Annotated in this window: 18 protein-coding genes, 1 tRNA gene and 4 pseudogenes; 11 read left to right on the top strand and 12 right to left on the bottom strand. The window is 74.2% G+C overall.

What is annotated here, in order from left to right; genetic code table 11:
* Nucleotides 1-42 precede the first annotated feature (42 nt).
* Entirely contained in the window at nt 43-939 is an 897-nt protein-coding gene (locus E4198_RS02380; RefSeq protein ID WP_136181657.1) for a SigB/SigF/SigG family RNA polymerase sigma factor, read from the top strand.
* Nucleotides 940-1029: 90 nt separating this feature from the next.
* Nucleotides 1030-2127 (top strand): aminotransferase class I/II-fold pyridoxal phosphate-dependent enzyme, encoded by a 1098-nt coding sequence (locus E4198_RS02375; RefSeq protein WP_136181656.1) that lies wholly within the window; start codon nt 1030-1032, stop codon nt 2125-2127.
* Between the two features lie 45 nt (nt 2128-2172).
* Here E4198_RS02375 and E4198_RS02370 read toward each other — a convergent pair whose 3' ends face one another.
* Both E4198_RS02370 and E4198_RS02365 read right to left on the bottom strand, forming a co-directional pair.
* Complete coding sequence (locus E4198_RS02370) at nt 2173-2829, bottom strand: VTT domain-containing protein (RefSeq protein WP_136181655.1); 657 nt, start codon at nt 2827-2829, stop codon at nt 2173-2175.
* A complete protein-coding gene (locus E4198_RS02365) occupies nt 2826-3605 on the bottom strand; it encodes an MBL fold metallo-hydrolase (RefSeq protein ID WP_136181654.1) in 780 nt (259 codons plus the stop codon). The genes E4198_RS02370 and E4198_RS02365 overlap by 4 nt, the downstream gene beginning before the upstream one ends.
* Before the next feature lie 184 nt (nt 3606-3789).
* Here E4198_RS02365 and E4198_RS02360 point away from each other — a divergent pair, with 184 nt between their 5' ends.
* On the top strand, nt 3790-6036 hold the full coding sequence (locus E4198_RS02360; RefSeq protein WP_136181653.1) for a phage holin family protein: 2247 nt from the start codon (nt 3790-3792) through the stop codon (nt 6034-6036).
* Nucleotides 6037-6092: 56 nt separating this feature from the next.
* On the opposite strand, the pseudogene E4198_RS02355 reads toward E4198_RS02360, so the two are convergent.
* Nucleotides 6093-7160 (bottom strand): annotated as a pseudogene (locus tag E4198_RS02355) (acyl-CoA desaturase).
* 67 nt (nt 7161-7227) lie between these two features.
* Here E4198_RS02355 and E4198_RS02350 point away from each other — a divergent pair.
* Entirely contained in the window at nt 7228-7533 is a 306-nt protein-coding gene (locus E4198_RS02350; protein ID WP_136181652.1) for a 4a-hydroxytetrahydrobiopterin dehydratase, read from the top strand.
* 27 nt (nt 7534-7560) lie between these two features.
* Here the strand turns inward: E4198_RS02350 and E4198_RS02345 are convergent, their stop codons facing one another.
* Together E4198_RS02345 and E4198_RS02340 are read right to left on the bottom strand one after the other, a co-directional pair.
* The gene (locus E4198_RS02345; protein ID WP_136181651.1) at nt 7561-8223 is read right to left on the bottom strand and encodes a fasciclin domain-containing protein; all 663 of its coding nucleotides are present in this window, start codon (nt 8221-8223) and stop codon (nt 7561-7563) included.
* A gap of 124 nt (nt 8224-8347) precedes the next feature.
* Complete coding sequence (locus tag E4198_RS02340; protein WP_136185143.1) at nt 8348-9997, bottom strand: molybdopterin-dependent oxidoreductase; 1650 nt, start codon at nt 9995-9997, stop codon at nt 8348-8350.
* Between the two features lie 91 nt (nt 9998-10088).
* On the opposite strand from E4198_RS02340, the pseudogene E4198_RS02335 reads away from it, so the two are divergent.
* A pseudogene (locus tag E4198_RS02335) lies at nt 10089-10754 on the top strand (DUF1295 domain-containing protein); the annotation flags it as partial.
* Nucleotides 10755-10884: 130 nt separating this feature from the next.
* On the opposite strand, the gene E4198_RS02330 reads toward E4198_RS02335, so the two are convergent.
* The 4 genes from E4198_RS02330 to E4198_RS02315 all read right to left on the bottom strand — a co-directional run bounded on the left by E4198_RS02330 (nt 10885) and on the right by E4198_RS02315 (nt 15249).
* Nucleotides 10885-11643, bottom strand: coding sequence for an anti-sigma factor (locus E4198_RS02330; RefSeq protein WP_136181650.1), 759 nt, complete (start codon nt 11641-11643; stop codon nt 10885-10887).
* The gene (locus E4198_RS02325) at nt 11640-12227 is read right to left on the bottom strand and encodes a sigma-70 family RNA polymerase sigma factor (RefSeq protein ID WP_136181649.1); all 588 of its coding nucleotides are present in this window, start codon (nt 12225-12227) and stop codon (nt 11640-11642) included. Before E4198_RS02325 ends, E4198_RS02330 begins: the two co-directional genes overlap by 4 nt.
* A 233-nt stretch (nt 12228-12460) precedes the next feature.
* Complete coding sequence (locus tag E4198_RS02320) at nt 12461-13255, bottom strand: aldo/keto reductase (protein ID WP_136185142.1); 795 nt, start codon at nt 13253-13255, stop codon at nt 12461-12463.
* Nucleotides 13256-13422: 167 nt separating this feature from the next.
* Nucleotides 13423-15249 carry an AMP-dependent synthetase/ligase gene (locus E4198_RS02315; protein WP_136181648.1) on the bottom strand — a complete coding sequence of 609 codons (1827 nt, stop codon included), beginning with the start codon at nt 15247-15249 and terminating at the stop codon, nt 13423-13425.
* Between the two features lie 446 nt (nt 15250-15695).
* On the opposite strand from E4198_RS02315, the gene E4198_RS02310 reads away from it, so the two are divergent.
* The gene (locus E4198_RS02310; protein WP_136181647.1) at nt 15696-16580 is read left to right on the top strand and encodes a sulfotransferase; all 885 of its coding nucleotides are present in this window, start codon (nt 15696-15698) and stop codon (nt 16578-16580) included.
* On the opposite strand, the gene fdhD is transcribed toward E4198_RS02310, so the two are convergent.
* Nucleotides 16562-17419, bottom strand: coding sequence for a formate dehydrogenase accessory sulfurtransferase FdhD (gene fdhD / locus E4198_RS02305; protein ID WP_136181646.1), 858 nt, complete (start codon nt 17417-17419; stop codon nt 16562-16564). The genes E4198_RS02310 and fdhD overlap by 19 nt on opposite strands.
* Before the next feature lie 165 nt (nt 17420-17584).
* Here fdhD and E4198_RS02300 point away from each other — a divergent pair, with 165 nt between their 5' ends.
* Nucleotides 17585-18070 carry a hypothetical protein gene (locus E4198_RS02300; RefSeq protein WP_210732766.1) on the top strand — a complete coding sequence of 162 codons (486 nt, stop codon included), beginning with the start codon at nt 17585-17587 and terminating at the stop codon, nt 18068-18070.
* 1311 nt (nt 18071-19381) lie between these two features.
* On the opposite strand, the gene E4198_RS25260 is transcribed toward E4198_RS02300, so the two are convergent.
* On the bottom strand, nt 19382-20446 hold the full coding sequence (locus E4198_RS25260) for a DUF6493 family protein (RefSeq protein ID WP_247597517.1): 1065 nt from the start codon (nt 20444-20446) through the stop codon (nt 19382-19384).
* Between the two features lie 54 nt (nt 20447-20500).
* Here E4198_RS25260 and E4198_RS25255 point away from each other — a divergent pair.
* The 4 genes and pseudogenes from E4198_RS25255 to E4198_RS02275 all read left to right on the top strand — a co-directional run.
* A pseudogene (locus tag E4198_RS25255) lies at nt 20501-20771 on the top strand (sugar phosphate isomerase/epimerase); the annotation flags it as partial.
* 275 nt (nt 20772-21046) lie between these two features.
* The gene (locus tag E4198_RS02285; protein ID WP_136181644.1) at nt 21047-21553 is read left to right on the top strand and encodes a CHRD domain-containing protein; all 507 of its coding nucleotides are present in this window, start codon (nt 21047-21049) and stop codon (nt 21551-21553) included.
* Between the two features lie 134 nt (nt 21554-21687).
* A tRNA-Leu gene (locus tag E4198_RS02280) sits at nt 21688-21775 on the top strand.
* A 392-nt stretch (nt 21776-22167) separates the two neighbouring features.
* Nucleotides 22168-22260: pseudogene (locus E4198_RS02275) on the top strand (IS5/IS1182 family transposase); the annotation flags it as partial.
* Between the two features lie 61 nt (nt 22261-22321).
* Here E4198_RS02275 and E4198_RS02270 read toward each other — a convergent pair.
* Complete coding sequence (locus E4198_RS02270; RefSeq protein ID WP_136181643.1) at nt 22322-22939, bottom strand: TOPRIM nucleotidyl transferase/hydrolase domain-containing protein; 618 nt, start codon at nt 22937-22939, stop codon at nt 22322-22324.
* Between the last annotated feature and the right edge of the window lie 59 nt (nt 22940-22998).

Genomic DNA, 22998 nt, shown 5'->3' with positions numbered 1-22998 from the left:
GCGGTGACCGCCCGTCCCGCCCACTCAGGGAGCGCCGCAGGTATGACCAGCACGCAGCCCGCACGGGAGCCCCGCCACCGGCCCGCCCGCCGGCCCCACGACGACGCGCCCGACACCGACGCTGCCTTCCGCCGCATGCGGGAGCTGGCGGACGGCCCAGAGCGGGACGAGATCCGGCAGCGGATCGTCACCGCCTGGATGCCCATGGCCCACCGGCTGGCCCGCCGGTTCCGCAACCGCGGCGAGGCGCTCGAAGACCTCCAGCAGGTCGCGGACCTGGGTCTGATCAAGGCCGTCACCCGCTACGACCCCGACCGGGGCCACGCCTTCGAGAGTTTCGCCGTCCCCACCATCGTCGGCGAGATCAAGCGCCACTTCCGCGACCACATGTGGGACCTGCACGTCCCGCGCCGGGTCCAGGAACTCCGCAACAAGGTGCGCACCAGCAGGCGCGAACTCGCCCTCGCCACCGAGGGGCCCGCGCCGACCGTCGCCGAGATCGCCGAGCACAGCGGTCTCAGCGAGGAGGACGTCCTGGTCGGGATGGAGGCCCTGGAGAGCTACCGCACTCTCTCCCTCGACGCCGAACTCCCCGGCTCCGACGACGGGTACGCCCTGGTCGACACCCTCGGCGACTCCGAGCCCGGCTTCGACCTGGTGCTCTACCGGGAGGCGGTCAAGCCCGAGCTGGAGCGTCTTCCCGAGCGCGAACGCCGCATCCTCTACCTGCGCTTCTTCCAGGACATGACGCAGAGCGGGATCGCCGAGCAGCTCGGCATCTCCCAGATGCACGTCTCCCGGCTCATCAGCCGCTCCTGCCACCGCATCCACGACCACCTCGAGGAAGAGGAGGCGAAAGCGGACGCGTACGTGGACGCGGACCGTATCCGCACACCCGCGCGCACGCACACCCGCGCACGCACACCCGTGCACGCGTAACCGCGCATGCCCCCCGGCAGGCGGTCCGCCCCCCGCTGCGCTCGCGCGCCCGGGGCGACGACCGCGCGCCGGTCTGTGAGAGTGGAGGCCATGCGCCACACCGACGGGCACGGCGGCCCGCACCTGACCGCGCTGCGCGACGCCGCCTGCGCGTACTGGCACCGACGCGGCCTGCACACCGGCCCCGGCCAGGTCGTCGCCGCGCCCGGGGCCCCGCTGCTGCTCCTCGCCCTGCTCTCGGCGGGCGACCCGTCGGGCGGAGGGGTGCTGCTGCCCCGGCCCGCCGCCGACTGGCACGCCGTTCCCGCCCGGCTGCTGGGGCGCCCCGTCCACCGGGTGCCCGCCCCCGCCGACTGCGGCGGCGTCCCCGACCCCTTCGTCCTGCTGGAGACGGTCCGGCGCGCCCGGTCCGCCGGGGACGACCCGCGGACACTGGTCCTCTCCGTCGCCGACGACCCCACGGGTACCGCCGTCCCGCCCGAACTGCTGCACGAGGTGTGCGAGGCCGCCTCCGGCGAGGGACTCCTCGTCGTCAGTGACGAGAGCGAGCGCGACACTTCCCACGACCCGCACGGCACGGTGGTCGTCAGCCCCGCGGAGATGCTCGGCGCCGCCGACTCCGGCTCCGTCGTCGTCCTCACCGGTACGCCGTCCGTCGCCCTGGGCCGCTTCCCCGACACCGCGCGCGGCCACGGTCTGGCCCGCGAGGTGCGCGCCGTCCTCACCGCGCTGCACGCCCGGGTCTTCGAGGAGGCCGCGTTGAGCGGGGCCCAGTGGTTCGCGGAGCCCCCCGAACTGCGCGAACGGCGTGCCGCGGAGGCCGTACGGCAGGGCGTGCTGGCCCGGGCGCTGCACGACGCGGTGACGGAGGCCGGGGCCCTGTGCCGGCCTCCGCAGGTCGGGCGGCACGTGTACGCGGACCTCGAACCGGCCCGCGGCGCGCTGGCCGCGCACGGCGTCGAGAACGCCGCGGACCTCGAGGCGGAGCTGGTGCGGCGGCTCGGGGCGGGGGCCGACGGCGGCCACCGCTACGGCGACGAGCCGGGCGCGCTGCGGGTGCGTCTGTCGACGCTGCTGCTGACCGGCGCCGACCATCCCGAAGCCCCCGACCCCCTGCGCGCGCCGCACACCGCCCACGCGCTGAGCGTCCTCCGCTCCACTCTCGCCGCCCTCACCGCCACACCCTGACCCTGCTCCCGGCCCCGGCCCCGGGCACGCCGCCGCGGCGAAGCCTTACGCGTCGCGCACGCGGGGCCCGCGGAAGCGGCGCCACACCGAGGGCACGAAGCTGACCAGCAGCGCCAGTCCCACGGCCGCCGCCACGCCCTCCCACGGCTCCGGGAACAACGACCCGCCCACCACCCCCACCAGCTGGTACGTCGCCGCCCAGGCCAGGCACGCCGGGAGGTTTCCGCGCACGAACGTCCGCAGCCGCAAGTGCGCCAGCAGGCACGCCAGCATCACCGGTATCCGCCCCGCAGGGACGAGCCGGGAGACGACCAGCACGGCCACGCCGTGGCGTTCCAGACCCCGCCGTGCCTGTTCCAGCCGGTCCGGCGGCGCCTTCTGCCGCAACCGTTCCAGCCACACCGAGCCGCCCTTGGAACGCAGACCACGGCTGCCGAGCCAGTACAGCGCGACGTCCCCGGCGAAGGCGGCGAGCGAGGCCACGGCGAAGACGAAGAACAGCGGCACCACCGGCATGGCCTGGTGGAAGGCGACCACGGCCACGCTGCTCACCAGCGCGCCGGTCGGCACCACGGGGACCAGCGCGCCGAAGGCGATCAGCACGAAGAGCGTCGGGTAGGCGATGACCTGCTGGGTGTCCACCGGCAGCGTGCTCGCCGCAGAGGCGAGCTGTCCGAGCCCGGAGACCGCATCCGCCGTCATCGGTGCGCCTCCAGCTGAGCCGTCTCCCCGTGCCGCAGGCGGTGCACGGCGACGCCGGGCGCGAGCCGCCCGGCCAGCCGGGCGAACTCGTCGCCCGGCGCGTGGAACTCGTGTGGCCGCACGGCGTCCATGCCGATCGGCCAGTACGTGCCGTAGTGCACCGGCACCGCACTGGCCGGGGACAGCCGGTTCAGGGCCTGCGCCGCGCGCCGCGCGTCGAGGTGGCCGTCGCCCAGGAACGGGCCCCAGCCTCCGACCGGCAGCAGCGCCACGTCCACCGGCCCGACCGCGTCGGCCATGCCGGCGAAGAGGCCGGTGTCGCCCGCGAAGTAGGTGCGGACCTCGCCCTCCACCACGTAGCCCAGGGCACGGATCTGCTGCGGCCCGTAGGGCAGGCGGCGGCCGTCGTGGGCCGCCGGGACGGCGCGGACCCGCACCGGTCCGGCGGGCACCTCGTCCCCGGCCTCGACCTCGACCAGATCGAGCCAGGAGGAGCCGAGCCTGCGCAGGCCGGCCACCGCGTCGGGCGCGCCGCGCGGCACCACGACCCGCGTCCCGGCCGGGAGCCGGGACAGCGAGCCCAGGTGCAGATGGTCGGCGTGCAGATGGGACACCAGCACCACGTCCACCGTCGTCACCGAGGGCGGCGGCAGCGCTCCGCGGCGCCGCCGCAGATGTGCGAGCCGCTGCACGAGCACCGGGTCGGTGAGCACCGAGACACCGGAGTCCCGCACCGTCGCCGTGGCATGGCCCCACCACGTCACGTCGACCGGCACTGGCGCTCCTCCCACTGGGCTGACTCGGCTGAGTCGTGGGTACCCGGTGCGGCGACCCCGCACCCCTCCGAGCGTATGTCCGGCGACGGCATCCCTGCCCGGTCGGGAGCGCACTGTGAAAAAGTGGAGAATGTCGTGCACGCGCAGGGGGCGGTGCGCGGCGGCGAAGTGAGGAGGGGACGGCGTGCGGGTTGTGTTGCCCCCGTGGCGCGGGCTGGGCGCCGCGGCACTGCGGGTCCTCGCGGTGTGGGCGGTCAGCACCGTCACGATGCTGATCCTCGCGGGAGGTCTCCCCGACTTCCGCATCCAGCAGCCCGGCGGCGACAGCGCCACCCGTACCGCGGTCACCGCTGCGCTGGGGGCGGGGGTGTTCGGCCTGCTGAGCGCCCTGGTCTGGCCGTTGCTGGTGCGGGCGCTGCTGCTGGTGCCGGCCCTCGTGCTGGGAATCCTGGTCTTCTTCCTCAACGGTTCGCTCCTGTGGCTCGCGCTGGTGCTCATTCCCGAGCGGGGAGACGCGGATCCGGAGACCGCGGTTGTCGTCGCGGCGGCCATGTCCGCGGCCTCGTCCGCGACCAGTGGTTTCCTCGCCGTCCGGGACGACGGCGCCTACCGCCGCCGGCTGGCGCGGCTCGCCGACCGACGGCGGCGGCGTGCGGGCGCCCGGCCGCCCGGCACCCCGGGAATCGTGTTCGTGCAGCTGGACGGGCTGGGCCACGACGTGCTGCGTGAGGCGCTGTCCGGCCCGGAGCCGGTGATGCCCACGATCGCCGCCATGGCCCGCACCACGCACCGGCTCACCCCCTGGCAGACCGACTGGTCCAGCCAGACCGGTGCCAGCCAGCTCGGCATCCTGCACGGCAGCAACGACGACGTCCCCGCTTTCCGCTGGTACGAGAAGGAGACCGGCGAGGTGATGGTCACCAACCGGCCGACCGGCGCCGCGGAACTCCAGCGCCGCGCGGTGGAACGCACGGGCGACCACGGCCTGCTCGCCTCCGACGGCGCCAGCCGCGGCAACCTGTTCAGCGGCGGGGCGCGCCAACTCGCCCTGGTGCTGTCGGTCGCCGCCCGGCGGGGCCGGGACACCCGCTCCCGCGCCGGGTACTTCGCGTACTTCTCCGACCCGGCCAACGCCACCCGCACCGCCGTCTCGTTCTTCGCGGAGCTGTTCCGGGAGGTCGGCCAGTCCGTACGGGCCCGGATGCGCGGCGACCGGCCCCGGGTGGGGCGCGGCGGCCTCTATCCGTTCATCCGCGCCTTCGCCACCGTCGTCGAGCGCGACGTCGTCGTCGCCGCCGTCATCGGCGACGTGCTCAACGGGCGGGCCGCCGTCTACGCGGACCTGGTCGGATACGACGAGGTGGCGCACCACAGCGGACCGCGCGGCGGGGACACCCGGCAGGTGCTCCGCGCCCTGGACCGGGCGATCGCGCTGATGGCCAAGGCCGCCGACCACGCGCCGCGCCCGTACCGGCTGGTGCTGCTCTCCGACCACGGGCAGAGCGGCGGAGAGCCGTTTCGCAGCGCCTACGGGCTGACGCTGGAGGACCTGGTGCGGGCGGGCTGCGGCGTGCCGGTGTCCCGCAGCGCCCGTGCCACACACAGCGGCGCCGAGGCGCGCGCCGCGGCCCGTGCGGCGCTGCACCGCCCCGAGGACGGGCACACACCGGGCGGCGGGGAGCTGCCGCGCAAGTCCGCCGAGCCGGTCGTGCTGGCCTCGGGCAACCTCGGCCTGGTCTCCTTCCCCGACGTTCCCGGCCGGATGAGCCGGGAGGCCATCGAAGCACGCCACCCGGCGCTGCTGCGCGCGCTCGCCGACCACCCGGGCATCGGCTTCCTGCTGGTCCACAGCGAGGAGCACGGCCCGGTGGTGATCGGCCCCGGCGCCTGCGAACACCGGCTGGACAAGGGCGAGGTGGTCGGCGAGCGCGACCCGCTGGCACCGTTCGGCCCGTACGCGGCGGACGTGGTGCTGCGCTCTTCGCGCTTCCCGCACACCGCCGACATCATGGTCAACTCCTGCGTCGCACCCGACACCGGGCATGTGCACGCCTTCGAGGAGCAGATCGGTTCGCACGGCGGACTCGGCGGCGAGCAGAGCCGGGCGTTCCTGCTCTCCCCGCTCGCCCTGACGGCGCCGGTCACCTCGGACGAGGACGAACTGGTCGGCGCCGAGCAGGTGCACCTGGTGCTGCGCCGCTGGCTCCGGGAGACCCGGACGCTGGGCGAGCGCTGGTCCACCGTTCCGGCGGGAACCGGCGCGACCGCCGTGCGGGCCGCCGGTGACGCGGCGGCGGACGGCGACGGCAGGCGCGTGCGCGGCGCGGGCGGGCCGGGCCGTTCCCGTCCCGGCCGGCCGGACCGAGAACCCTGCCCCGACCCCGCCCGGGAGGCCGGGGCGGGGGAGCCGGTGGGCGACACCACCTCCTGAGCCCGCCGCCCCGCACGTCCGCCGCGCCGATCCGCACCTACCCGTCGGCCCCGCACCTACCCGTCGGTCCGTGCCGAGCCGTTCCCCGTGCGCAGCGGCACGCCCGCGTCCCGCAGGTGCCGCAGCGCCTCCCGCCAGGACTGCACCAGCCCGGTCTCGTGGTACGGAATGCCCAGCTCCGCGCAGTGCTCCCGGACCAGCGTCCGGGCACGGCGCAGGTTCGGAGCGGGCATGCTGGGGAAGAGATGGTGTTCGATCTGGTGGTTGAGCCCGCCCAGCGCGACGTCCGTGAGCCGCCCGCCGCGCACGTTGCGGGAGGTGAGCACCTGCCGCCGCAGGAAATTGGGGCGTTCGGAGCCGCGCAGCGTGGGCATGCCCTTGTGGTTGGGGCGAAGATGCAGCCCAGGTACACGCCGAAGGTCGCCTGGTGCACGAAGTGAACGCCAGCGCCGTGCCGGGCGGCAGCATCAGGAACAGCGCCGCGAGGTAACCCCCGAGATGACTGAGAAGCAGCGCGCCCTCCAGTACCGGCCGTTTGGTCTCCGGCCGGCGCAGCGCCCGCACGCTCGATACGTGCAGGTTGAAGCCCTCCAGTGTCAGCAGGGGGAAGAACAGCGCCGCTTGGTGCCGTCCGACGAAGCGGGGCAGCCCCCGGGCCGCCCGCGCCTGGTCGCGGGACCACACCAGGATGTCCGGCGCCACGTCGGGGTCGAGTTCCTCGTGGTTGGGATTGGCGTGGTGCCGGGTGTGCTTGGTCATCCACCAGCCGTACGACATGCCGATGCCGAGGTTTCCGACCAGCCGCCCGGCGGTCTCGCTCCCCTCCGGCCGGTGAACACCTGCCGGTGCGCCAGGTCGTGTGCGGCCAGCGCCAGTTGGCCGAAGACCAGGCCGAGGAACGCGGCGACGGCCAGCTGCCACCAGGACGCGCCGAGCGCGGCGAAGGCGGTCCATCCGCCCACCAAGGCGGCACCGACCAGGACGAACCGCAGGGCGTAGTGGCCGGGTCGGCGTTCCAGCAGTCCGGCCGCGGAGACTGTGCGCGCCAGCCGGGCGAAGTCGCTGCCGCCCGGCCCCGCGCGACGTGCCGGAGGTTGCGGCGTTCGCACGGCAAGGCGTGGCACGCTGGAATCGGCGGCTCCGTGCGGACCGCCGTCACAGCCCGCGCCACCGACGAAGGGAACGCCCGCCATGGCACCCGAGGCCCTGTCCCGGCAGCAGATCGACGAGGCGCTGTCCGGGCTTCCCGGCTGGCAGGCCGACGGCGACACCCTCGCCCGCACCTACGCGTTCGACACGCACCTGCCCGCCGCCGCCATGGCCCTGCACGTCGCGATGATCCAGGACGAACTGAACCATCACGCCGAACTGACCCTCGGCTACAACCGTCTGGGCATCGCGGTGAACACGCACAGCGCCGGCGGGCGGATCACGGAGCTCGACACGGCACTGGCCCGCCGGATCACGGACATCGCGGCGGGCCACGGCGCGCGCTGACACCGGCGGGCCGGCCCGCCGCGGGCGTCACATCTTCGGCATCAGCACGCCGTCGATGATGTAGACGGTCGCGTTGGCGGTCTGCACGTTGCCGCAGACGACGCCGGCGCCGTCGTTGACGGTGAAGTCCTCACCCGAGCCGGAGACGGTGAGCTTCTCCTTGGCCAGGGTGTCGTAGCTGCCGTCCTCCAGGTCCGCCGGGGTCAGCTTCTCGCCGACCACGTGGTAGGTGAGGACCTTGGTGAGGGCCTCCTTGTCGTTGAGCAGCGAGTTGAGGTCCTCCTCCGGGACGGCCTCGAACGCGGCGTTGGCAGGCGCGAACACCGTGATGTTCTCGGCGTTGTTGAGCGTGTCGACCAGCCCGGCCTTCTTCACGGCCGTGACCAGCGTCGACAGCGCCGGGTTGTTCGACGCCGCGGTGGCGACCGAGTCCTTAGCCATGCCGTCGAAGGACCCGGCGCCGTCCTTCGGCACCGACTGGCAGGCCGGGCCGAACGGGCCGTCGGCCTGGGTCGCGCCGCCGGTCTCCTCGTTCTTCTGGCCCTGGTCCCGCTTCTTCTCCTCGGAGGAGGACGACCCGGAGCCGGAGCCGCTGTCCCCGCCGTCGCTGCCGCAGGCGGTGATGCTCAGGGGCAGGACGGCGGCGGCGACGGTGGCGACGGCGGCACGGCGTACACGGGTGGCGTTCATGAGGGATGCTCCTTCTTCGAGGGTGACAACTGGCACATGTATGGAGAAATAGGTACTCGGTGGGCGCACGAGGTTCCGGTGCGCGGTGTCGAGGCTGGGCGGCCGGTGGCCGGTCCGGCCCCGGTCAGCTCACGTCGACCACCACCGAGTGCCATCCGGTCGCGCCGTCGGGTACGGTCCCGGCGCGCTCACCGGCCTGTACCTCGCCGTCGCCGTCCGTGGCGCGGACCTCGAGCGTGTGCGACCCGGTTGTGGCGGGCCACTCCCACACCCACTGGCGCCAGGTGTCGACGCCGGCCTGCTCGGCCAGCCGCGCCTCCCGCCACGGGCCTCCGTCGACGCGGACCTCCACCCGGCTGATGCCGCGGTGCTGGGCCCAGGCGACACCGGCCACCGGCACGGTGCCCGCCTCCGGCGAGGCGAACGGCTTGGGGGTGTCGATGCGCGACTGGGTCTTGATCGGCGCCTTCGCCGCCCAGTTCCTGCGCACCCAGTAGGCGTCGTAGGCGTCGAACGTCGTGAGTTCGATGTCCTCGATCCATTTGCAGGCGGAGACGTAGCCGTACAGGCCGGGCACCAGCATCCGCACCGGGAAACCGTTGTCGAAGGGCAGCGGCTGTCCGTTCATGCCGACCGCCAGCATCGCGTCACGCCCGTCCATCACGGTCTCCACCGGGGTGCCGATGGTCATGCCGTCGACCGAGCGGGCGACGATCTGGTCGGCCCGGCCACCCTCGGACGGCGGCCGCACGCCGGCCTCCCGCAGCAGCGCCGCCAAGGGGACGCCGATCCACCGCGCGGTACCCACGTAGTTGCCGCCCACCGGGTTGGAGACGCAGGTCATGGTGATGTCCCGCTCGATCAGGCGCCGCTCGAGCAGGTCCCGGAAGCGGTACGTGACCGGCTCGCGTACTCCGCGGCCGTGCAGTCGCAGACGCCACGTCGTGGCGTCGACCTTCGGCACCACCAGTGCGGTGTCGACGCGGTAGAAGTCGCCGTTCGGCGTGGTGAACCGGCTCACCCCCGGCACCTTCAGGCCGGCGCCGGCGGGGATCGGCCGCGCGGCGTCGTCCGGGCGCGGCAGGCGCACCCGGCGCCGGGACGCGGCGGCCGAGGAGCTGCCGCCCAGCTCGAGCCCCGCTGCGCCCGCGCCCGCGGAGGCCACCGCAGCGGTCGTCGCGGCGATCACGAAGCCCCGCCGGTCGAAATCCCACCGGCCCGCGCCCGAGGGGCGCATCACCGCCGGCTGCTCCGCCTCCTCCTCGGCTCCCTCGGGCGTCGTGCCCGGCACGGAGGCCACGGTACGGCCGCCCGCAGCAGCCTCGGTCGCGTCGGTCCCATCGGTGGTGTCGGCGCCGAGACGGCCGCTGAGCAGGTACAGCACCCCTGCCCCGGCGAGTCCGCCCAGCACCGACGGCAGCGCGTCGAGCGCGGCGGCGTCCGTCCTGCTGAGCGCCGCCGCGACCCCGACGACGCCGAAGAGCAGTACTCCCACGGAGGCGAGCCGCCGGTGCCGAAGCGCCAGCAGGCCGAGTCCGAGCGCGAACAGCCCGGTCAGCGTGAGCGTGCCGATCTCCAGCACCAGCTTGTTGTTCGAGCCGAACGTGTCCAGGCCGAACTGGGTCACCGCTGGCGGCGACTGCTCGATCACCGCGTCGCCCACCGCGTTCAGCGGTGCCGCCTCCGGGCGTACGAAGACGGCGGTGAACTGCGCCACGGCCAGGGCCGCGCATCCGGCCAGCAGGCCGCTCAGCGCGCCCAGCGCCGGACGCATGGTCCGCGGGGTGTCTCGATCTTCGCTCACGTCCGCCATTCGGCGCGGGGCCGCCCCGCGGATTGGTCCCTCATCCGAAAGAGTGGAATCCGCCGCGGTCGCCGTCGCCTCCTTCGCGGCGGCGGCGCCGGCGGCCACGGCGACACGGGACGGCAACTGCTGCTGACCGCGCTGACCGTGGTGTGGGGGCTGCGGCTGGCCGTGCACATCGGGCGCCGGGGCGCCGGCCACGGCGAGGACCCCCGCTACGCGAAGATGCTCGCCAAGGCGCCCGGCAACCCCGCGCTGTACGCGCTGCGCATGGTGTACCTGCTCCAGGCCGCCCTGGTGTGGCTGGTCACGCTGCCCGTCCAGGCCGGCCAGTACGTGGGGTGCCGGTCCCGGATGGCTCGCCGCCGTCGCCCTGTGGGCGATCGGCATGTTCTTCGAGGCGGTAGGGGACGCCCAACTGCACCGCTTCAAGTCCGACCCCGCGAACAAGGGCCGTCTGATAGACCGCGGCCTGTGGTCCTGGACCCGGCATCCCAACTGTTTCGGGGACTTCTGCGTGTGGTGGGGGATCTTCCTGGTCGCCGCGGGCGACCCGGGCGTCGCCGCGCTGTGAGCGATCGCCCCGCTGGTGATGAGCTACCTGCTGATCCGGGGGAGCGGCAAGCGCCTGCCGGAACGCCACATGGCCGAACGCCCCGGCTACGCGGAGTACGCCCGTCGCGTCAGCGGCTTCTTCCCCCGCCCCCCGCGCCGGTCCGAGGGGTAGCTCCTTCTCGTGCCCCGGCCTGCTGCGGGCTCCGTCGCTCCCGTGGCCCTGCGGGCTCCCGGCAGCGACGGAGGCGGGGCGGACGGCTCCCCCGTAGAGGTCGTCCGCCCCGCCCCGCCCGGGAGGGCCGTCAGGCCGGCAGCTCCATCAGCGCCACCGGTTCCGACGTGGGCTGCTCGGAGCCCCCCGCGGGCTCCACCGTGATGCCCATCCCGGTCGCGTCCCCGACCGGGCCCTCCATCAGCACGGCCCCGGTCCGTTCACCGGACTCCATGAGGCCGGCCGGCCGCATCGTGCCGTGGTCGCTGAACCAGAGCTGGTAGACCTTGCCCTGGGGTGCCTCCGGCATCCCGGAGGCGAAGAACGCGGCCCTGTCCTCGCTGCGCGAGACCACGACCGAGCCGCTGGCGCCGTCGGGCAGCTCTCCGACCGCGACCCGGGCATCCTCGGCCGCCAGTACCCGGGCGATGGTCTCGCCGCGCTGTTCGGCCTGCGCGGCTCGTTCCTGCGCGTCCTGTGCGAGCTGGTACTGCCAGACGGAGACACCGCCGAGCGCCGCCGCCGCGGCGATCGACGCCGCGAGGGCGAACCGCGGCAGCCGCCGCACCCGGCCGGAACTCCCGCCGCCGGACCGCCGGTGCGACCGGGGGACCTGCGGCGGTTCCTGGCGCACGTTGGCGATCTCGGCGAGCACCCGCTCGCGCAGCGCCGGAGGCGGTGTGAGCGCGGAGGCGAGGCCCAGCTTGGCGGCCGTCGCGCTCAGCTCGCGCACCTCCTGCGTGCAGGACTCGCACGCCCCGAGGTGCCGCTGGAACTCCTCGCGCTCGGCGTCCGGCAGCGCATGAACGCTGTAGGCGCCGGTCAGCGTGTGCAGATCGGCCGTGGTCATACGCTCACCCCCAGGCAGTCGCGCAGGCGGATCAGTCCGTCCCGCAGGCGTGTCTTCACCGTTCCCAGCGGCAGCGCCAGCAGCTCCGCCACCTCACGGTAGGTATGGCCGCGGTAGTAGGCCAGCGTCACCGACTCGTGCTGGACCTCGGTCAGGGTCCGCATGCAGCGGCGCACCTGCTCGCGTTCCAGTCGCGCCTCCACCTGCTCGGTGACCTCGTCGAACGCGGGCGTACGGTCCAGCAGGGCCGCACGATGCTCCCGGTTGCTCGCCGCCTGCGCCGACCGTACGCGGTCCACGGCCCGGCGGTGTGCCAGCGTCATCACCCAGGACATGGCGCTGCCGCGTTCGGGCTGGTAGCGCGCGGCGCACCGCCAGACCTCCACCAGCACCTCCTGCGCGACCTCCTCGGACTGCGCCGGGTCCCGCAGAATGCTGCGGACCAGGCCCATGACGGGCCCGGCCACGGCCTCGTAGACGGTGGCGAACGCCTTCTGGTCGCCCCGCGCCACCTGTCCCAGCAGCTCGGGAAGGTCGGGACCCGGCTCCCGGGGGGCGTCGGTGAGCCGCGCGTCGTGCCTCATGAAGTCCCGCTTTCCGGCCGGGCCGGTCGCGGCGGTCGGGGCGGAGCGGCAGCTGCCATGTGTTCCTCCGTGTTGCCGGCGGCCCGGAGGGCGCCGAGTCCTGCGCGTGACGTGCTTGATTCGTCGCCGCCGCCTGCGTGGATTGGTCGCGGCAGCACGACGCCACGGCCGCCGAGCGCAGCGGCGGCCGTGGCGTCGTGGGGTCCGGGCCGGGCGGGCCGGTGGGGGAGGAGTCAGCCCAGCCAGTTCATGGTGTCCGGGTCCGGCCCCAGGCGGGCTCCCGCATCCAGGGCGGCGATCCGCTCCCGGTCCTCCGCGTCCAGCTCGAACCCGAACACGTCGATGTTCTCCCGGATGCGGGAGGGGGTGACCGACTTCGGGATCACCACGTTGCCCGTCTGGAGGTGCCAGCGCAGCACGACCTGCGCGACCGTGACACCGTGCTTCCGCGCGATCCCGCCGAGCACCGGGTCCTGCAGCAGGTCCTTCCCCTGGCCCAGCGGCGACCAGGCCTCGGTGGCGATGCCGTGGTCGGCGTGGAAGGCGCGGGGAACGGGCTGCTGGAGCCGCGGGTGCAGCTCGATCTGGTTGAGCGCCGGCACGGTGGCGGTCTCGTCGATCACCCGCTGGAGGTGGGCCGGGTTGAAATTCGACACGCCGACGGCGCGGGCGCGGCCGTCGGCCAGGATGCGCTCGAAGGCCTTCCAGGTGTCGACGTACCGATCCTGCTCGGGCACCGGCCAGTGGATGAGGTACAGGTCGACGTGCTCCAGGCCGAGGCGGGCCAGTGAGGCGTCGAAGGCGCGGAGCGTCGCGTCGTAGCCCTGCTCGCTGTTCCACAGCTTGGTCGTGACGAACAGGTCCTCACGCGGAATGCCGGAGGCGGCCAGCGCGCGCCCGGTGCCCTTCTCGTTCTCGTAGATCGCGGCGGTGTCGATGCTGCGGTACCCGGCCTCGAGCGCGGCGCCGACCGCGTCGGCCGCCTCGTCGTCGGGCACCTGCCACACGCCGAAGCCGAGCTGGGGCATCTCGACGCCGTTGTTCAGAGTGAGGGTGGGAACGGTGGGGGTGGTCACCGGTTGCGTCCTAACGAGTCGGCTGTGCGTTCTCCTGAGGCCAACGATCACCGGCCGCCGCACATTCCCGCGTCCCGCACCCGTCACCCGCCGGCCCTCCGCCCGCACCGGGTGTGAGGTCACCCCTGGTACAGGGCCTCGATCTCGACCGCGTACGCCTTCTCGATCGCGTTCCGCCTCAGTTTCAGGGACGGCGTCAGCATGCCCTCCTCCTCGGTGAACTGCGCCGCCAGGATGCGGAAGGTGCGGATCGACTCGGGCTTGGACACCTGCGTGTTGGCCGCCACCACGGCCCGCCGGATCTCCGTCTCCAGATCGGGGTCGCGCACCAGCTCCGCCGGGCCCATCCGCGGCTTGTGCCGCATGGCGAGCCAGTGCTCCACGGCCTCCGCGTCCAGGGTGACCAGCGCCGACACGTACGGCCGGTCGTTGCCCACCACGATGCACTGCCCGACCAACGGGTGCGCGCGTACCCGGTCCTCCAGCGCGACCGGTGAGACGGTCTTGCCGCCGGAGGTCACCAGCACCTCCTTCTTCCGGCCGGTGATCGTCAGGTACCCGTCCTCGTCCAGGTGCCCGAGGTCGCCGCTGGCCAGCCAGCCGTCGTGCAGCGTCGCCGCGGTGGCCTGCGGGTTGTTCAGGTAGCCGCCGAAGACCTGGCCGCCGCGCAGCCACACCTCGCCGTCGTCCGCGATGCGCACGGTGGTGCCGGGAACGGGCCTGCCCACCGTCCCGAACCGGGTCTGCTCGGGCGGGTTCGCCGTCGCCGCGGCCGTGGTCTCGGTCAGGCCGTACCCCTCGAAGATGCGCACCCCCGCTCCGTCGAAGAACAGCCCCAGCCGCCTCTCCATCGCGCTGCCGCCCGACATCGCGTGCACGCACCTGCCGCCCAGCGCGGCCCGCAGCTTGCCGTACACGACCTTGTCGAAGAACTGGTGCTGCACCCGCAGCCCGGCGCCGGGCCCCGGCCCTTTGCCGAACGCGCGCTGCTCGGCCGCCTCCGCGTACCGGACGGCCACGTCGACGGCCTTGTCGAACGCCGTGGCCCTGCCCTCCAGCTCCGCCTTCCGCCGGGCCGCCCCGAAGACCCGCTCGAAGATGTAGGGGACGGCGAGGATGAACGTCGGGCGGAACGCCTCCAGGTCGGGCAGCAGCGCGGCCGCGTTCAGGTTCGGCTGGTGGCCGAGCCGCACCCGCCCGCGGATCGCCGCCACCTCCACCATCCTGCCGAAGACGTGCGCGAGCGGCAGGAAGAGCAGGGTCGCCGCCTCGTCGCCGGGCCGGGAGCGGAACACCGGCTCGTAGCGGGTGACGATGTTGTCCGTCTCGGCCATGAAGTTGGCGTGCGTGAGCACGCACCCCTTGGGCCGTCCCGTGGTGCCGGAGGTGTAGATGACGGTCGCCACGGTGTCCGGGGTGAGCGCCAACCGGTGCCGGTGCACCACCTCGTCGCCCAGATGCGCCCCGGCGGCCGTCAGCTCCGCCTCGGCGCCCGCGTCCAGCTGCCACAGCCGGCCCAGGCCCGGCAGCCGGTCCACCACCGACCCGATCGTCATGGCGTGGTCCTCGTGCTCCACGACCGCCGCGGACACGCCCGCGTCGTGCAGCATCCAGTACACCTGCTCCGCGGAGGACGTCGGGTACACCGGGACGGGCTGCGCGCCGACGGTCCACAGCGCGAAGTCGAAGAGCGTCCACTCGTACCGCGTGCGCGACATGATCGCGACCCGGTCGCCGAACCGCACCCCCTGTGCCAGGAGGCCCTTCGCGAGCGCGAGCACCTGATCGCGGAACGCGCCCGCGGTCACGTCGCGCCACACACCGTCCTCGTCCTTGCGGGCCAGGGCGACCCGGTCCGGGTCCGCAGCGGCGTTGTCGAAGACGGCATCCGCCAGTCCGCCGACCTGCGGCTCCGTCACCACGGCGGGGACGGTGATCTCGCGCAAGGGTTCCGCTCCTCCAAGTGCAGGGCAGCACAGGCGTGGCGACCGTATCCGATACCCGACGCTCCGCGGGAGGAGCCGCGGAGCAGGGGGGTGGGGCAATTCTGGTCACATCGGCCGGTGCACTGCCAGGGCGTTGCCGCTCACCGACGACATCTGCACCGAACCTCCTCCACGCGGTCCGGGCCAGCGATGCATCCCGGCCACCCGGGCCCGGGGAGGGCGCGCCGGGCCGTCCCGGGACCAGCCGGTGCTGGGCCTTCGCGGGGCGGACGGCTGCGGGACGCCGTACAGCCGTCTCTCCGACACCGTCCGTTCGCCCGCATGCCGTGGGATGGCGGCACGAGGGGTCCCACGGCCAGGAGGGCCGCGGAGAGGGACGCCGAGCCCCGAGGGCGGGGCCCGTCCCGCCCCCGGCAGGACGTTCACTCCAGAAAGGCGCCAGCAGCATGCGGGACCCGCGCACACAGACCGTCGGCAAGGGACTGCGGCGCCGGGGCCGGCTGCTCGCCGAGGCGCTGCGGCCCCCCGGCGGAGCAGCCGTGCGGCCCCGGCCCCCCGCCCGCCCCGACCGAGAGGAGAAAGGGTACGTCGCGCCGCACGCCGGCCGGCTGGTCGCGTCGCCGGTTTTCCTGCTCTCCCCGGTGCGTTCGGGCTCCACCCTGCTGCGGGTCCTGCTCAACAGCCACTCGCGAATCCGCGCCCCGCACGAGATGCATCTGCGCACCGTGCACGTGCGGATGGGCCGCGACTTCACCCCGGGCGCGATGCGCGAACTGGAACTGGACAAGGAGGAGCTGGAGCACCTGCTGTGGGACCGCGTGCTGCATCTGGAGCTGGAGCGCAGCGGCAAGAGCCTGATCGTCGACAAGACCCCGCCCAACACGCTGATCTGGCCCCGGCTGGACCGCTGCTGGCCGCAGGCGCGCTACCTGTTCCTGCTGCGCCATCCGGCGGCGATCGTCAGCTCGCTGGTCAACCGCCGTCAGGACCCGGACCCGGCGCAGATCCACGACGAGGTGCTCGCGTACGCGGAACGGCTGGAGGAGGCCCGGCAGAGCCTCACCGGCCTGACCGTGCGCTACGAGGAACTCACCGCGGAGCCGGAGAAGGTCACCCGGGAGATCTGCCGGCACCTCGGCGTCGAATGGGAGGCGGGCATGCTCGACTACGGAAGCCGCGACCACGGCGCGTTCCGTCCGCACATCGGCGACTGGAGCAGCAACATCCGGTCCGGGCGGATCCAGCCCGCGCGCAGCGGCGCCACCCTCGACGGCCTGCCGCCGCGGCTGGCGCGCCTCGCCGAGACCTGGGGCTACGGGGCCGGCGACTGAACCGGCAGCGGCTCCAGCCGTCCGGCACCGGCGTAGACGTTCATCGAGCTGCCGCGCAGGAAGCCGACGAGGGTCATGCCCGTCTCGTCCGCCAGCTCCACGGCCAGCGACGAGGGTGCGGACACGGCGGCCAGCGCCGGGATGCCCGCCATCACGGCCTTCTGAACCAGCTCGAACGACGCCCGCCCGGACACCATCAGCACTGCTCCCGCCAGCGGCAGGAGCCCTTCGCGCAGTGCGCGGCCGACCAGCTTGTCCACCGCGTTGTGCCGGCCCACGTCCTCCCGTAGGTCGAGCAGCTCACCGGCGGGGGAGAACAGCGCGGCCGCGTGCAGCCCGCCGGTGCGGTCGAAGACGCGCTGCGCGGAGCGCAGGGTGTCCGGCAGGCCGCTGAGGACCGCGGGCGTGAGGTGCAGCGGCGCCGCCGAGCCCTGCTCGGGCCGCCAGCGCGCGGTGGTGCGCACGGCCTCCAGGCTCGCCTTCCCGCACAGGCCGCAGGAGGAAGTGGTGTAGACGTTCCGTTCCAGCGAGACCTCCGGCACCGGGACGCCGTCCGCCAGCCGCACGTCGACGACGTTGTAGGTGTTCGCGCCGTCCTCGGTCGCGCCCGCGCAGTAGCGGATGTGCGCGACCTCGCCCGCGGCGGCGACCACGCCCTCGCTGACCAGGAAGCCCGCCGCCAGCGCGAAGTCGTCGCCGGGGGTGCGCATGGTCACCGCCAGCCGCCGCCCGTTCAGCCGGATCTCCAGCGGCTCCTCGACCACCAGCGTGTCCGGCCGTTCCGAGACGGCGCCGTCCCGGATGCGGACGACGCGGTGTCGTGCGGTGACCCGTCCCATGGCGGCGGTTCCTCCTCCTCGTGTGGCCTGCGGTGGCCTGCGGTGGCCTGCGGTCATTCTCCCGCACGGGTGCCCGTGCCCGCCGCGCGGCGAACCGGAACGCCCGGTTCGCGCGGTGCGCCGGACCGCCGCGCGGTGGACCGGGGCGGCGACTAGGCTGGCCCGATGACGGAGAAGCGGCCGCTCGCGGTGTTCGACCTGGACGGCACCCTTTCCGACACCCGGCACCGGCTGCACCACGTCGCCTCCGCGCCGCGCGACTGGGACGCCTTCTTCCGCGCCGCCGTGGACGACCCTCCGCTGTCCGACGGCATCGCGCTCGCCCGGGACTGGGCCGAGCGCTGCGACCTCGGCTATGTCACCGGCCGGCCCGAGCGCTGCCGCCGGGACACCGAGGACTGGCTCGCCGCGCAGGGGCTGCCCGCCGGCGAGCTGTGGATGCGCGACGACACCGACCGCCGCCCGGCCCGCATCACCAAACCGCGGCTTCTCCAGCGGGTGGCGCGCCGCCGCAGCGTCGAGATCGTCGTCGACGACGACCGGCTGGTCTGCGACGCGTACCGCCGCGCCGGGTTCACCGTCGTCCTCGCCGACTGGATGCCGCCCTCGGAGGCTCTGGAGGAGGCCCAGGAGGACACCGGCCGCACCTGAGCCGCCCCGGGCGCCCCGCCCGGGCCACCGCGTCACGCGACGGCCACCACCTCCCCCGGCTCCCCCGACTGTCTCGGCCGGAGCGCGTCCCGCAGGCGACGCGCCTCCCGCACCCGGCGCGACGACCCGCCGGCGGAGGCGACGGCGTCCAGCCCCACCACGGTGTCGCCCGCCGGACGACGGCGCTCGGCGCAGTCCGCCGCCAGCCCCAGCAGTTCGCCCGCGTTGCGGTGCGGCACCTCGCCCGCCAGCACCACCGGCAGCACGGGCCGCAGCACCGACCACGCCGTGCGGTACGCGCCCGTCGCCGCCAGCGAACGCAGCGCCGACGTCAGCCGGTTGCCCTTAACCGACCCGATCCCGACCAGCGTGCCGAGCTCGCCGCCCAGCGTCTCCGGGTTCAACTGCCGCCGTGCGGCCAGGACGAGCAGTGCGTCCACCGCCGCGAGGCGGTCCTCCGCATGCCCAGCGCCCAGGCCGTACGCCAGCGCGAGGTGCAGCGCGAGCCCTGCCGTGCCCTCGGGGGCCGCCTCCGCCTCGGCGAGGGCCGGCAGGTCCCGGGCGGTCGTACGGGCGCCGCTGTCGGCGCATGCGGCCAGCGTGGCGAGCCGCCGGGCGGCGACGGCTTCACGGTGCCACGGCAGGACGCCGAGCCACGCAGCCGACTCCGCCCCGTGCCCGTAGCGGCCCGTGGCCGAGGGGGTTGCGGCGCCGATCCGGTCGAAGACCGCGTGGAAACCGTCGCCGCGCCCGGTCGGCAGGCCCTCGTCCCGGACGAGGATGCGGCGCGGACTCACCTCCGTGTACCACGTGTTGCGCCGGTGCACCCGCTCCGGCTCGTCGACACGTGCGCTCACCGGTGCGGGGAGTCCGCCGTTCGCCAGCCAGGCGGCCAGCCGTCTGCCGGCCCGCCCGCCCAGCTCGCCGGCGGGCGCCCACCGGGCGTCCGGACGCACCCGCAGCAGGGCCTGGTCGAAGTCCGCGGCGCCCGGCCGCAGGCCGAGCCGCCGGTATGTCCGCAGCCGCTCCAGCAGAATGTCCGGTTCCACGACGCCGCTCTCCCCGTCGGGAGCGGCCAGCAGCATCGGTATCCCTCCCGCGAGGATGCCGGCGGCGGCCTCGCGCACCCGCACGGCCCGTACCGCGGTGGGGGCGTCGTAGTGCCCCGCTCCCGTGGCGGGTTTGCGCAGGTCCCTGGGGGAGAGTTCGCTGACCACCGCGGCGACCGCCTCCGCGACGCCCCAGCTCCCGGAATGCCGCAGCAGCCGTTCGCGGGCGAGGCGCTGCCTCGCCCAGACCGGGCGCAGCGCCTCAGCCAGCCCCGCCCGGTCCCGGTGGGCGTGCCGGACGAGGCCGTCCAGCACGCGCTCGAACGCGGGGACGCCGGCCGGCGTCCAGCCGCGGTTCGACGCCGCCGCGACCTCCTCGACCAGTTCGTCCACCGTCTCCGGCGCGGGGGCCGCGCGCGGGTTCCGGCGCGGGCGGCAGCAGCTCCTCGTGCGGTTCCTCCTCCGGTACCTCCGCGACCCCGCCGAACTGCTCGGCGGCGCGGCGGCGGAGCGAGGGGCCCAGCAGCGCGGCGGCGGACGCCATCTCGGACCGTGCCGCGGGGTCCGTCTTCCGCCAGTGCCGGGCGGCCAGCCCCAGCGCCCGCTCCTGGACCTCGGCGTCCGGGTGGCCGAACGCCTCGGTGGTGACGGGGAGCAGCACGGATACGGCCTTCGGGTCACGGCTCATCGCCTTGCCCAGCAGCACCAACTGTGCGCACACCAGCCTCCGTTCGCTGCGGAAGAGCACCCCTCGGGACGCCTCCGCCAGCGACTCCGCCGCCAGCCGCCGGGCTTCCCACAGCCGGCGCAGCGTCCGCTGCGCGTCGTCCGCCATGGCGGTCGGCGCGTCGGCCGCGAGCCGCACCCAGTCCCGTTCGCGCGCGGCCAGTTCGTCGTCGCCCGGGGCCAGCGCGGTGAGCAGGTCGCGAAAGAACCGCAGGTTCCCCGGCCGGTCCCCGCGCAGCAGGCGGGCCACCGCACCGTCCAGCAGGGCCGCACGGTCGAGCACGCCCTCACCCGCCAGCGCGGCGAGCGGCTCGGACCATCCGAACTGCGCCAGTACGGCGCCCGCGTCCTGCGCCTCGAACAGCCGGGGCACCAGCGCGGTGAGGAACGGGTCGAGGCGCAGGCGGGCCGTCAGCGTGTCCCGGGCGTCGCGGCGGCGCACCGAGGACCGGCCCCGCACCCAGCCGCGGACGAACCCGTCCGATATCGGCGGCGGACCGCCGGAGAGCCGGGTCAGCTCCGCGACGAGGGGGAACAGCTCCTCGGCGCGTGAGGGGCGGTCGGCGAGGCGGCCATGAAGACGGGTGATTTCCGTCGTCATGGTCTTCCCAGCCGGGCGGAAGGTGGCTACGGTTCCTGACGTGTACGGGCCAGCCTGACCCCTTGGCTCCCTGGGGTGGAAGTGCTCTCGGACACCCTTCGGGCCCTCTTCCCCGAGGCCCTCGCACTGCTCGCCGACCTCGGCTGCGACGGCGTCGGCCTGACGCTCGACTACATGCACCTCGACCCCCTCGCCCCCGGACCTCCCCGCCCGCACCGCCACCGTCGCCCGGCTGCTCGCCCGCCACGGCCTGACGGCCACCGTCGAGACCGGCGCCCGCTGCGTCCTGGACCCGCGCCGCGAACACGGCCCCACGCGGCTGGACGACGCCACCGGCCCCGTCGCCAACCCGGCCGGCTCGCTCAGCACGGTACGGCGCTCCAGCCGCCACCTCCGTTCCCCGTGCTCCCGCGGGGACTGCGGTTGAGCGCCGCACGCCACCCGGACGGCCGGACCCGTCCTCCCGTGCACTACGCCGCACGGGGGGACACGTCCATATCGACCCGGTAAACACACGAATGCGCCCTGTTGGTGCGGTATATCCGATGCTCACTTAGCGTCGTGGGGGCATCACCCCTCCGATCACACAGGAGCATCGACATGCGCGTTGTATCCCTCGCTGCGGCGGCCGCCCTGGGCGCCTCGGTCCTGCTCACCACCGTGGCCGCGCCGGCCGGCGCCGACGCGATGGGCGGCGGCAAGCACAAGGTCACCGGCTGGGCCCACCTCGACGGCGAGCAGGAGGTGCCCGGCCCCGGCGACGGGAACGGCGAAGGCCGCTTCCGCTACAAGATCGAGAACGGCACCTTCTGCTACAAGCTGAGCGTCCGCCGTGTCGCCACCCCGACCGCCGCCCACATCCACTTCGGCCCCCGCGGCGAGGCCGGTCCGATCGCCGTCACCCTCAAGACCCCGCCGCGCAACGGCGCCGTCTCGGACTGCATCCGCGCCCGCAGCTGGCAGAACCCGAACAACGCCGCCCGCGTCCTGACCTTCTGGGAGCTTGAGGGCATCAAGAAGGACCCGTTCTTCTTCTACGTCAACGTCCACAACGACCGCTTCCCGGCCGGTGCCGTGCGCGGGCAGCTCATGAAGAGCCACCGCTGACGCCGAACCCGTGAACCACGGAGGAGGGCCCCGCCCGGGGCTCTCCTCCGTCCCGGTTTACCCAGGTGAGGAGCACCGCGGATCCTTGGTATGGTGTGTCCCGTCAGCGCGGCGCACGCCGTGCGGGACACCCTGTCCGGGTGGCGGAATGGCAGACGCGCTAGCTTGAGGTGCTAGTGCCCTTTATCGGGCGTGGGGGTTCAAGTCCCCCCTCGGACACCACTTTTCCGGTCGCCTGTCCTGCGATGTCGCGGTCAGTCGATCAAGATCGCGGCCAGCGGCGTGACCGACGCACCGGCGATCTTGTCTCAGGCCCCGTTCGTGACCACGAACGGGGTCCGTTTTCTCGTCCGCCCGTCCCTGCCGCTTCCGCGTGACTTCTGTGCTAGCCCAGCGGGCGTAGAGAACGTTCCTGGTAGACGGGGGGTGTCGGATTCCAGTCGTCCTGCCAGGAGCTTCCGCGTGGTTGTCCACCCAGCCGGCGCCGATCTGTCCACCTCGACCCTGCGCTTCCTCGCCCGCGACCTGGCCGCACATCGCCGCGAACAGGGCGAGCGGTGGCGAAGCTGACTGAGGGGGGACAGGTTCTGCCGGTCTTGGCCCACGTGCGGCACGGTCAACATACGAAGCGCGGGCTGAACGTGCAGGTCATCGCCGATCCGGCGGGGCGGCTGCGGTGGGCGTCGCCCTCGCTGCCCGGGGTCGTCCCCCCCACATCAACGCGGCAGCGAACCCACGGCGTCATCGACGCCCTGGCCAATGCCGACGTCACAGACTCGCCAGGAGGCCGTCGAGGGGCGCGGGAGTCCGGCGGCCGTCGAGGGCTCCGACCAGGAGCGTGCCGTAGCGGATCTTGCGGCCCTTCTTCGTGCCCAGGAAGCGCCGCATCTGCTGCTCGGGCGACTCGCTGCGCTGGGCGGGCTGGCGGACGAAGGTCCGCCAGGCCCGCAGGTCGCCCTCGTCCTCCACGATCTCCTCGACCCTCGCCACGCCCAGCGCGCGGATCAGTTCCTCCTCCAGGTCCCGGACGCACACGAAGATCCCGTCGCGCGGCGCGCGGGCCCGGTCCAGAGCCCGGTCGTAGTAGCCCCGCTCCCGCTCGTCGCACAGGCCGGTCAGCCGCAGCCCCAGCCCGGTACGCCCGAGGAGGCCGGCGTAGCGGCCGACGCTCATCGCCCCGCCCATCGGGATGACGCACACGCCCTCGCCCGCCAGGTCGCGGCTGCGGAGCGCGGCCAGCGTCTCCACGGCCGCGAGGTCGCTCGGCCCCTCCAGCAGCACTGCGGTCCGCACCTCCAGCCGCGCGGCCAGTGTGTGTGCGGGTTCGTCGGCGCCGCCCGCCGCCCAGTCGGTAACCGCGTCCCGGAACGCTCGCATGTCCGCCATGGTCCCGATTCTGCTCCGGAGCGGGGCGTCGGCGCACGGCCATTCCGTCCGGCGGGTGC

This window comes from Streptomyces sp. RKND-216, assembly GCF_004795255.1.
GTDB classification, from domain to species: Bacteria; Actinomycetota; Actinomycetes; order Streptomycetales; family Streptomycetaceae; genus Streptomyces; species Streptomyces hazeniae.
The sequence above is the reverse complement of the archived record's forward strand: the minus strand, read 5'-3'. Positions and strand labels throughout refer to the sequence as shown.

Bases quoted from the DNA above. Each gene is read 5' to 3' on its own strand.
- E4198_RS02340 (WP_136185143.1), bottom strand. From the start codon at position 9,997: ATGCGTCCGGCGCTGGGCGCGCTGAGCGGCCTGCTGGCCGGATGCGCG.
- E4198_RS25260 (WP_247597517.1), bottom strand. From the start codon at position 20,446: ATGACGACGGAAATCACCCGTCTTCATGGCCGCCTCGCCGACCGCCCC.
- E4198_RS02380 (WP_136181657.1), top strand. From the start codon at position 43: ATGACCAGCACGCAGCCCGCACGGGAGCCCCGCCACCGGCCCGCCCGC.
- E4198_RS02270 (WP_136181643.1), bottom strand. From the start codon at position 22,939: ATGGCGGACATGCGAGCGTTCCGGGACGCGGTTACCGACTGGGCGGCG.
- E4198_RS02370 (WP_136181655.1), bottom strand. From the start codon at position 2,829: ATGACGGCGGATGCGGTCTCCGGGCTCGGACAGCTCGCCTCTGCGGCG.
- E4198_RS02375 (WP_136181656.1), top strand. From the start codon at position 1,030: ATGCGCCACACCGACGGGCACGGCGGCCCGCACCTGACCGCGCTGCGC.
- E4198_RS02300 (WP_210732766.1), top strand. From the start codon at position 17,585: ATGACGGAGAAGCGGCCGCTCGCGGTGTTCGACCTGGACGGCACCCTT.
- E4198_RS02285 (WP_136181644.1), top strand. From the start codon at position 21,047: ATGCGCGTTGTATCCCTCGCTGCGGCGGCCGCCCTGGGCGCCTCGGTC.
- E4198_RS02345 (WP_136181651.1), bottom strand. From the start codon at position 8,223: ATGAACGCCACCCGTGTACGCCGTGCCGCCGTCGCCACCGTCGCCGCC.
- E4198_RS02320 (WP_136185142.1), bottom strand. From the start codon at position 13,255: ATGCCCCAGCTCGGCTTCGGCGTGTGGCAGGTGCCCGACGACGAGGCG.
- E4198_RS02330 (WP_136181650.1), bottom strand. From the start codon at position 11,643: ATGACCACGGCCGATCTGCACACGCTGACCGGCGCCTACAGCGTTCAT.
- E4198_RS02310 (WP_136181647.1), top strand. From the start codon at position 15,696: ATGCGGGACCCGCGCACACAGACCGTCGGCAAGGGACTGCGGCGCCGG.
- fdhD (WP_136181646.1), bottom strand. From the start codon at position 17,419: ATGGGACGGGTCACCGCACGACACCGCGTCGTCCGCATCCGGGACGGC.
- E4198_RS02350 (WP_136181652.1), top strand. From the start codon at position 7,228: ATGGCACCCGAGGCCCTGTCCCGGCAGCAGATCGACGAGGCGCTGTCC.
- E4198_RS02325 (WP_136181649.1), bottom strand. From the start codon at position 12,227: ATGAGGCACGACGCGCGGCTCACCGACGCCCCCCGGGAGCCGGGTCCC.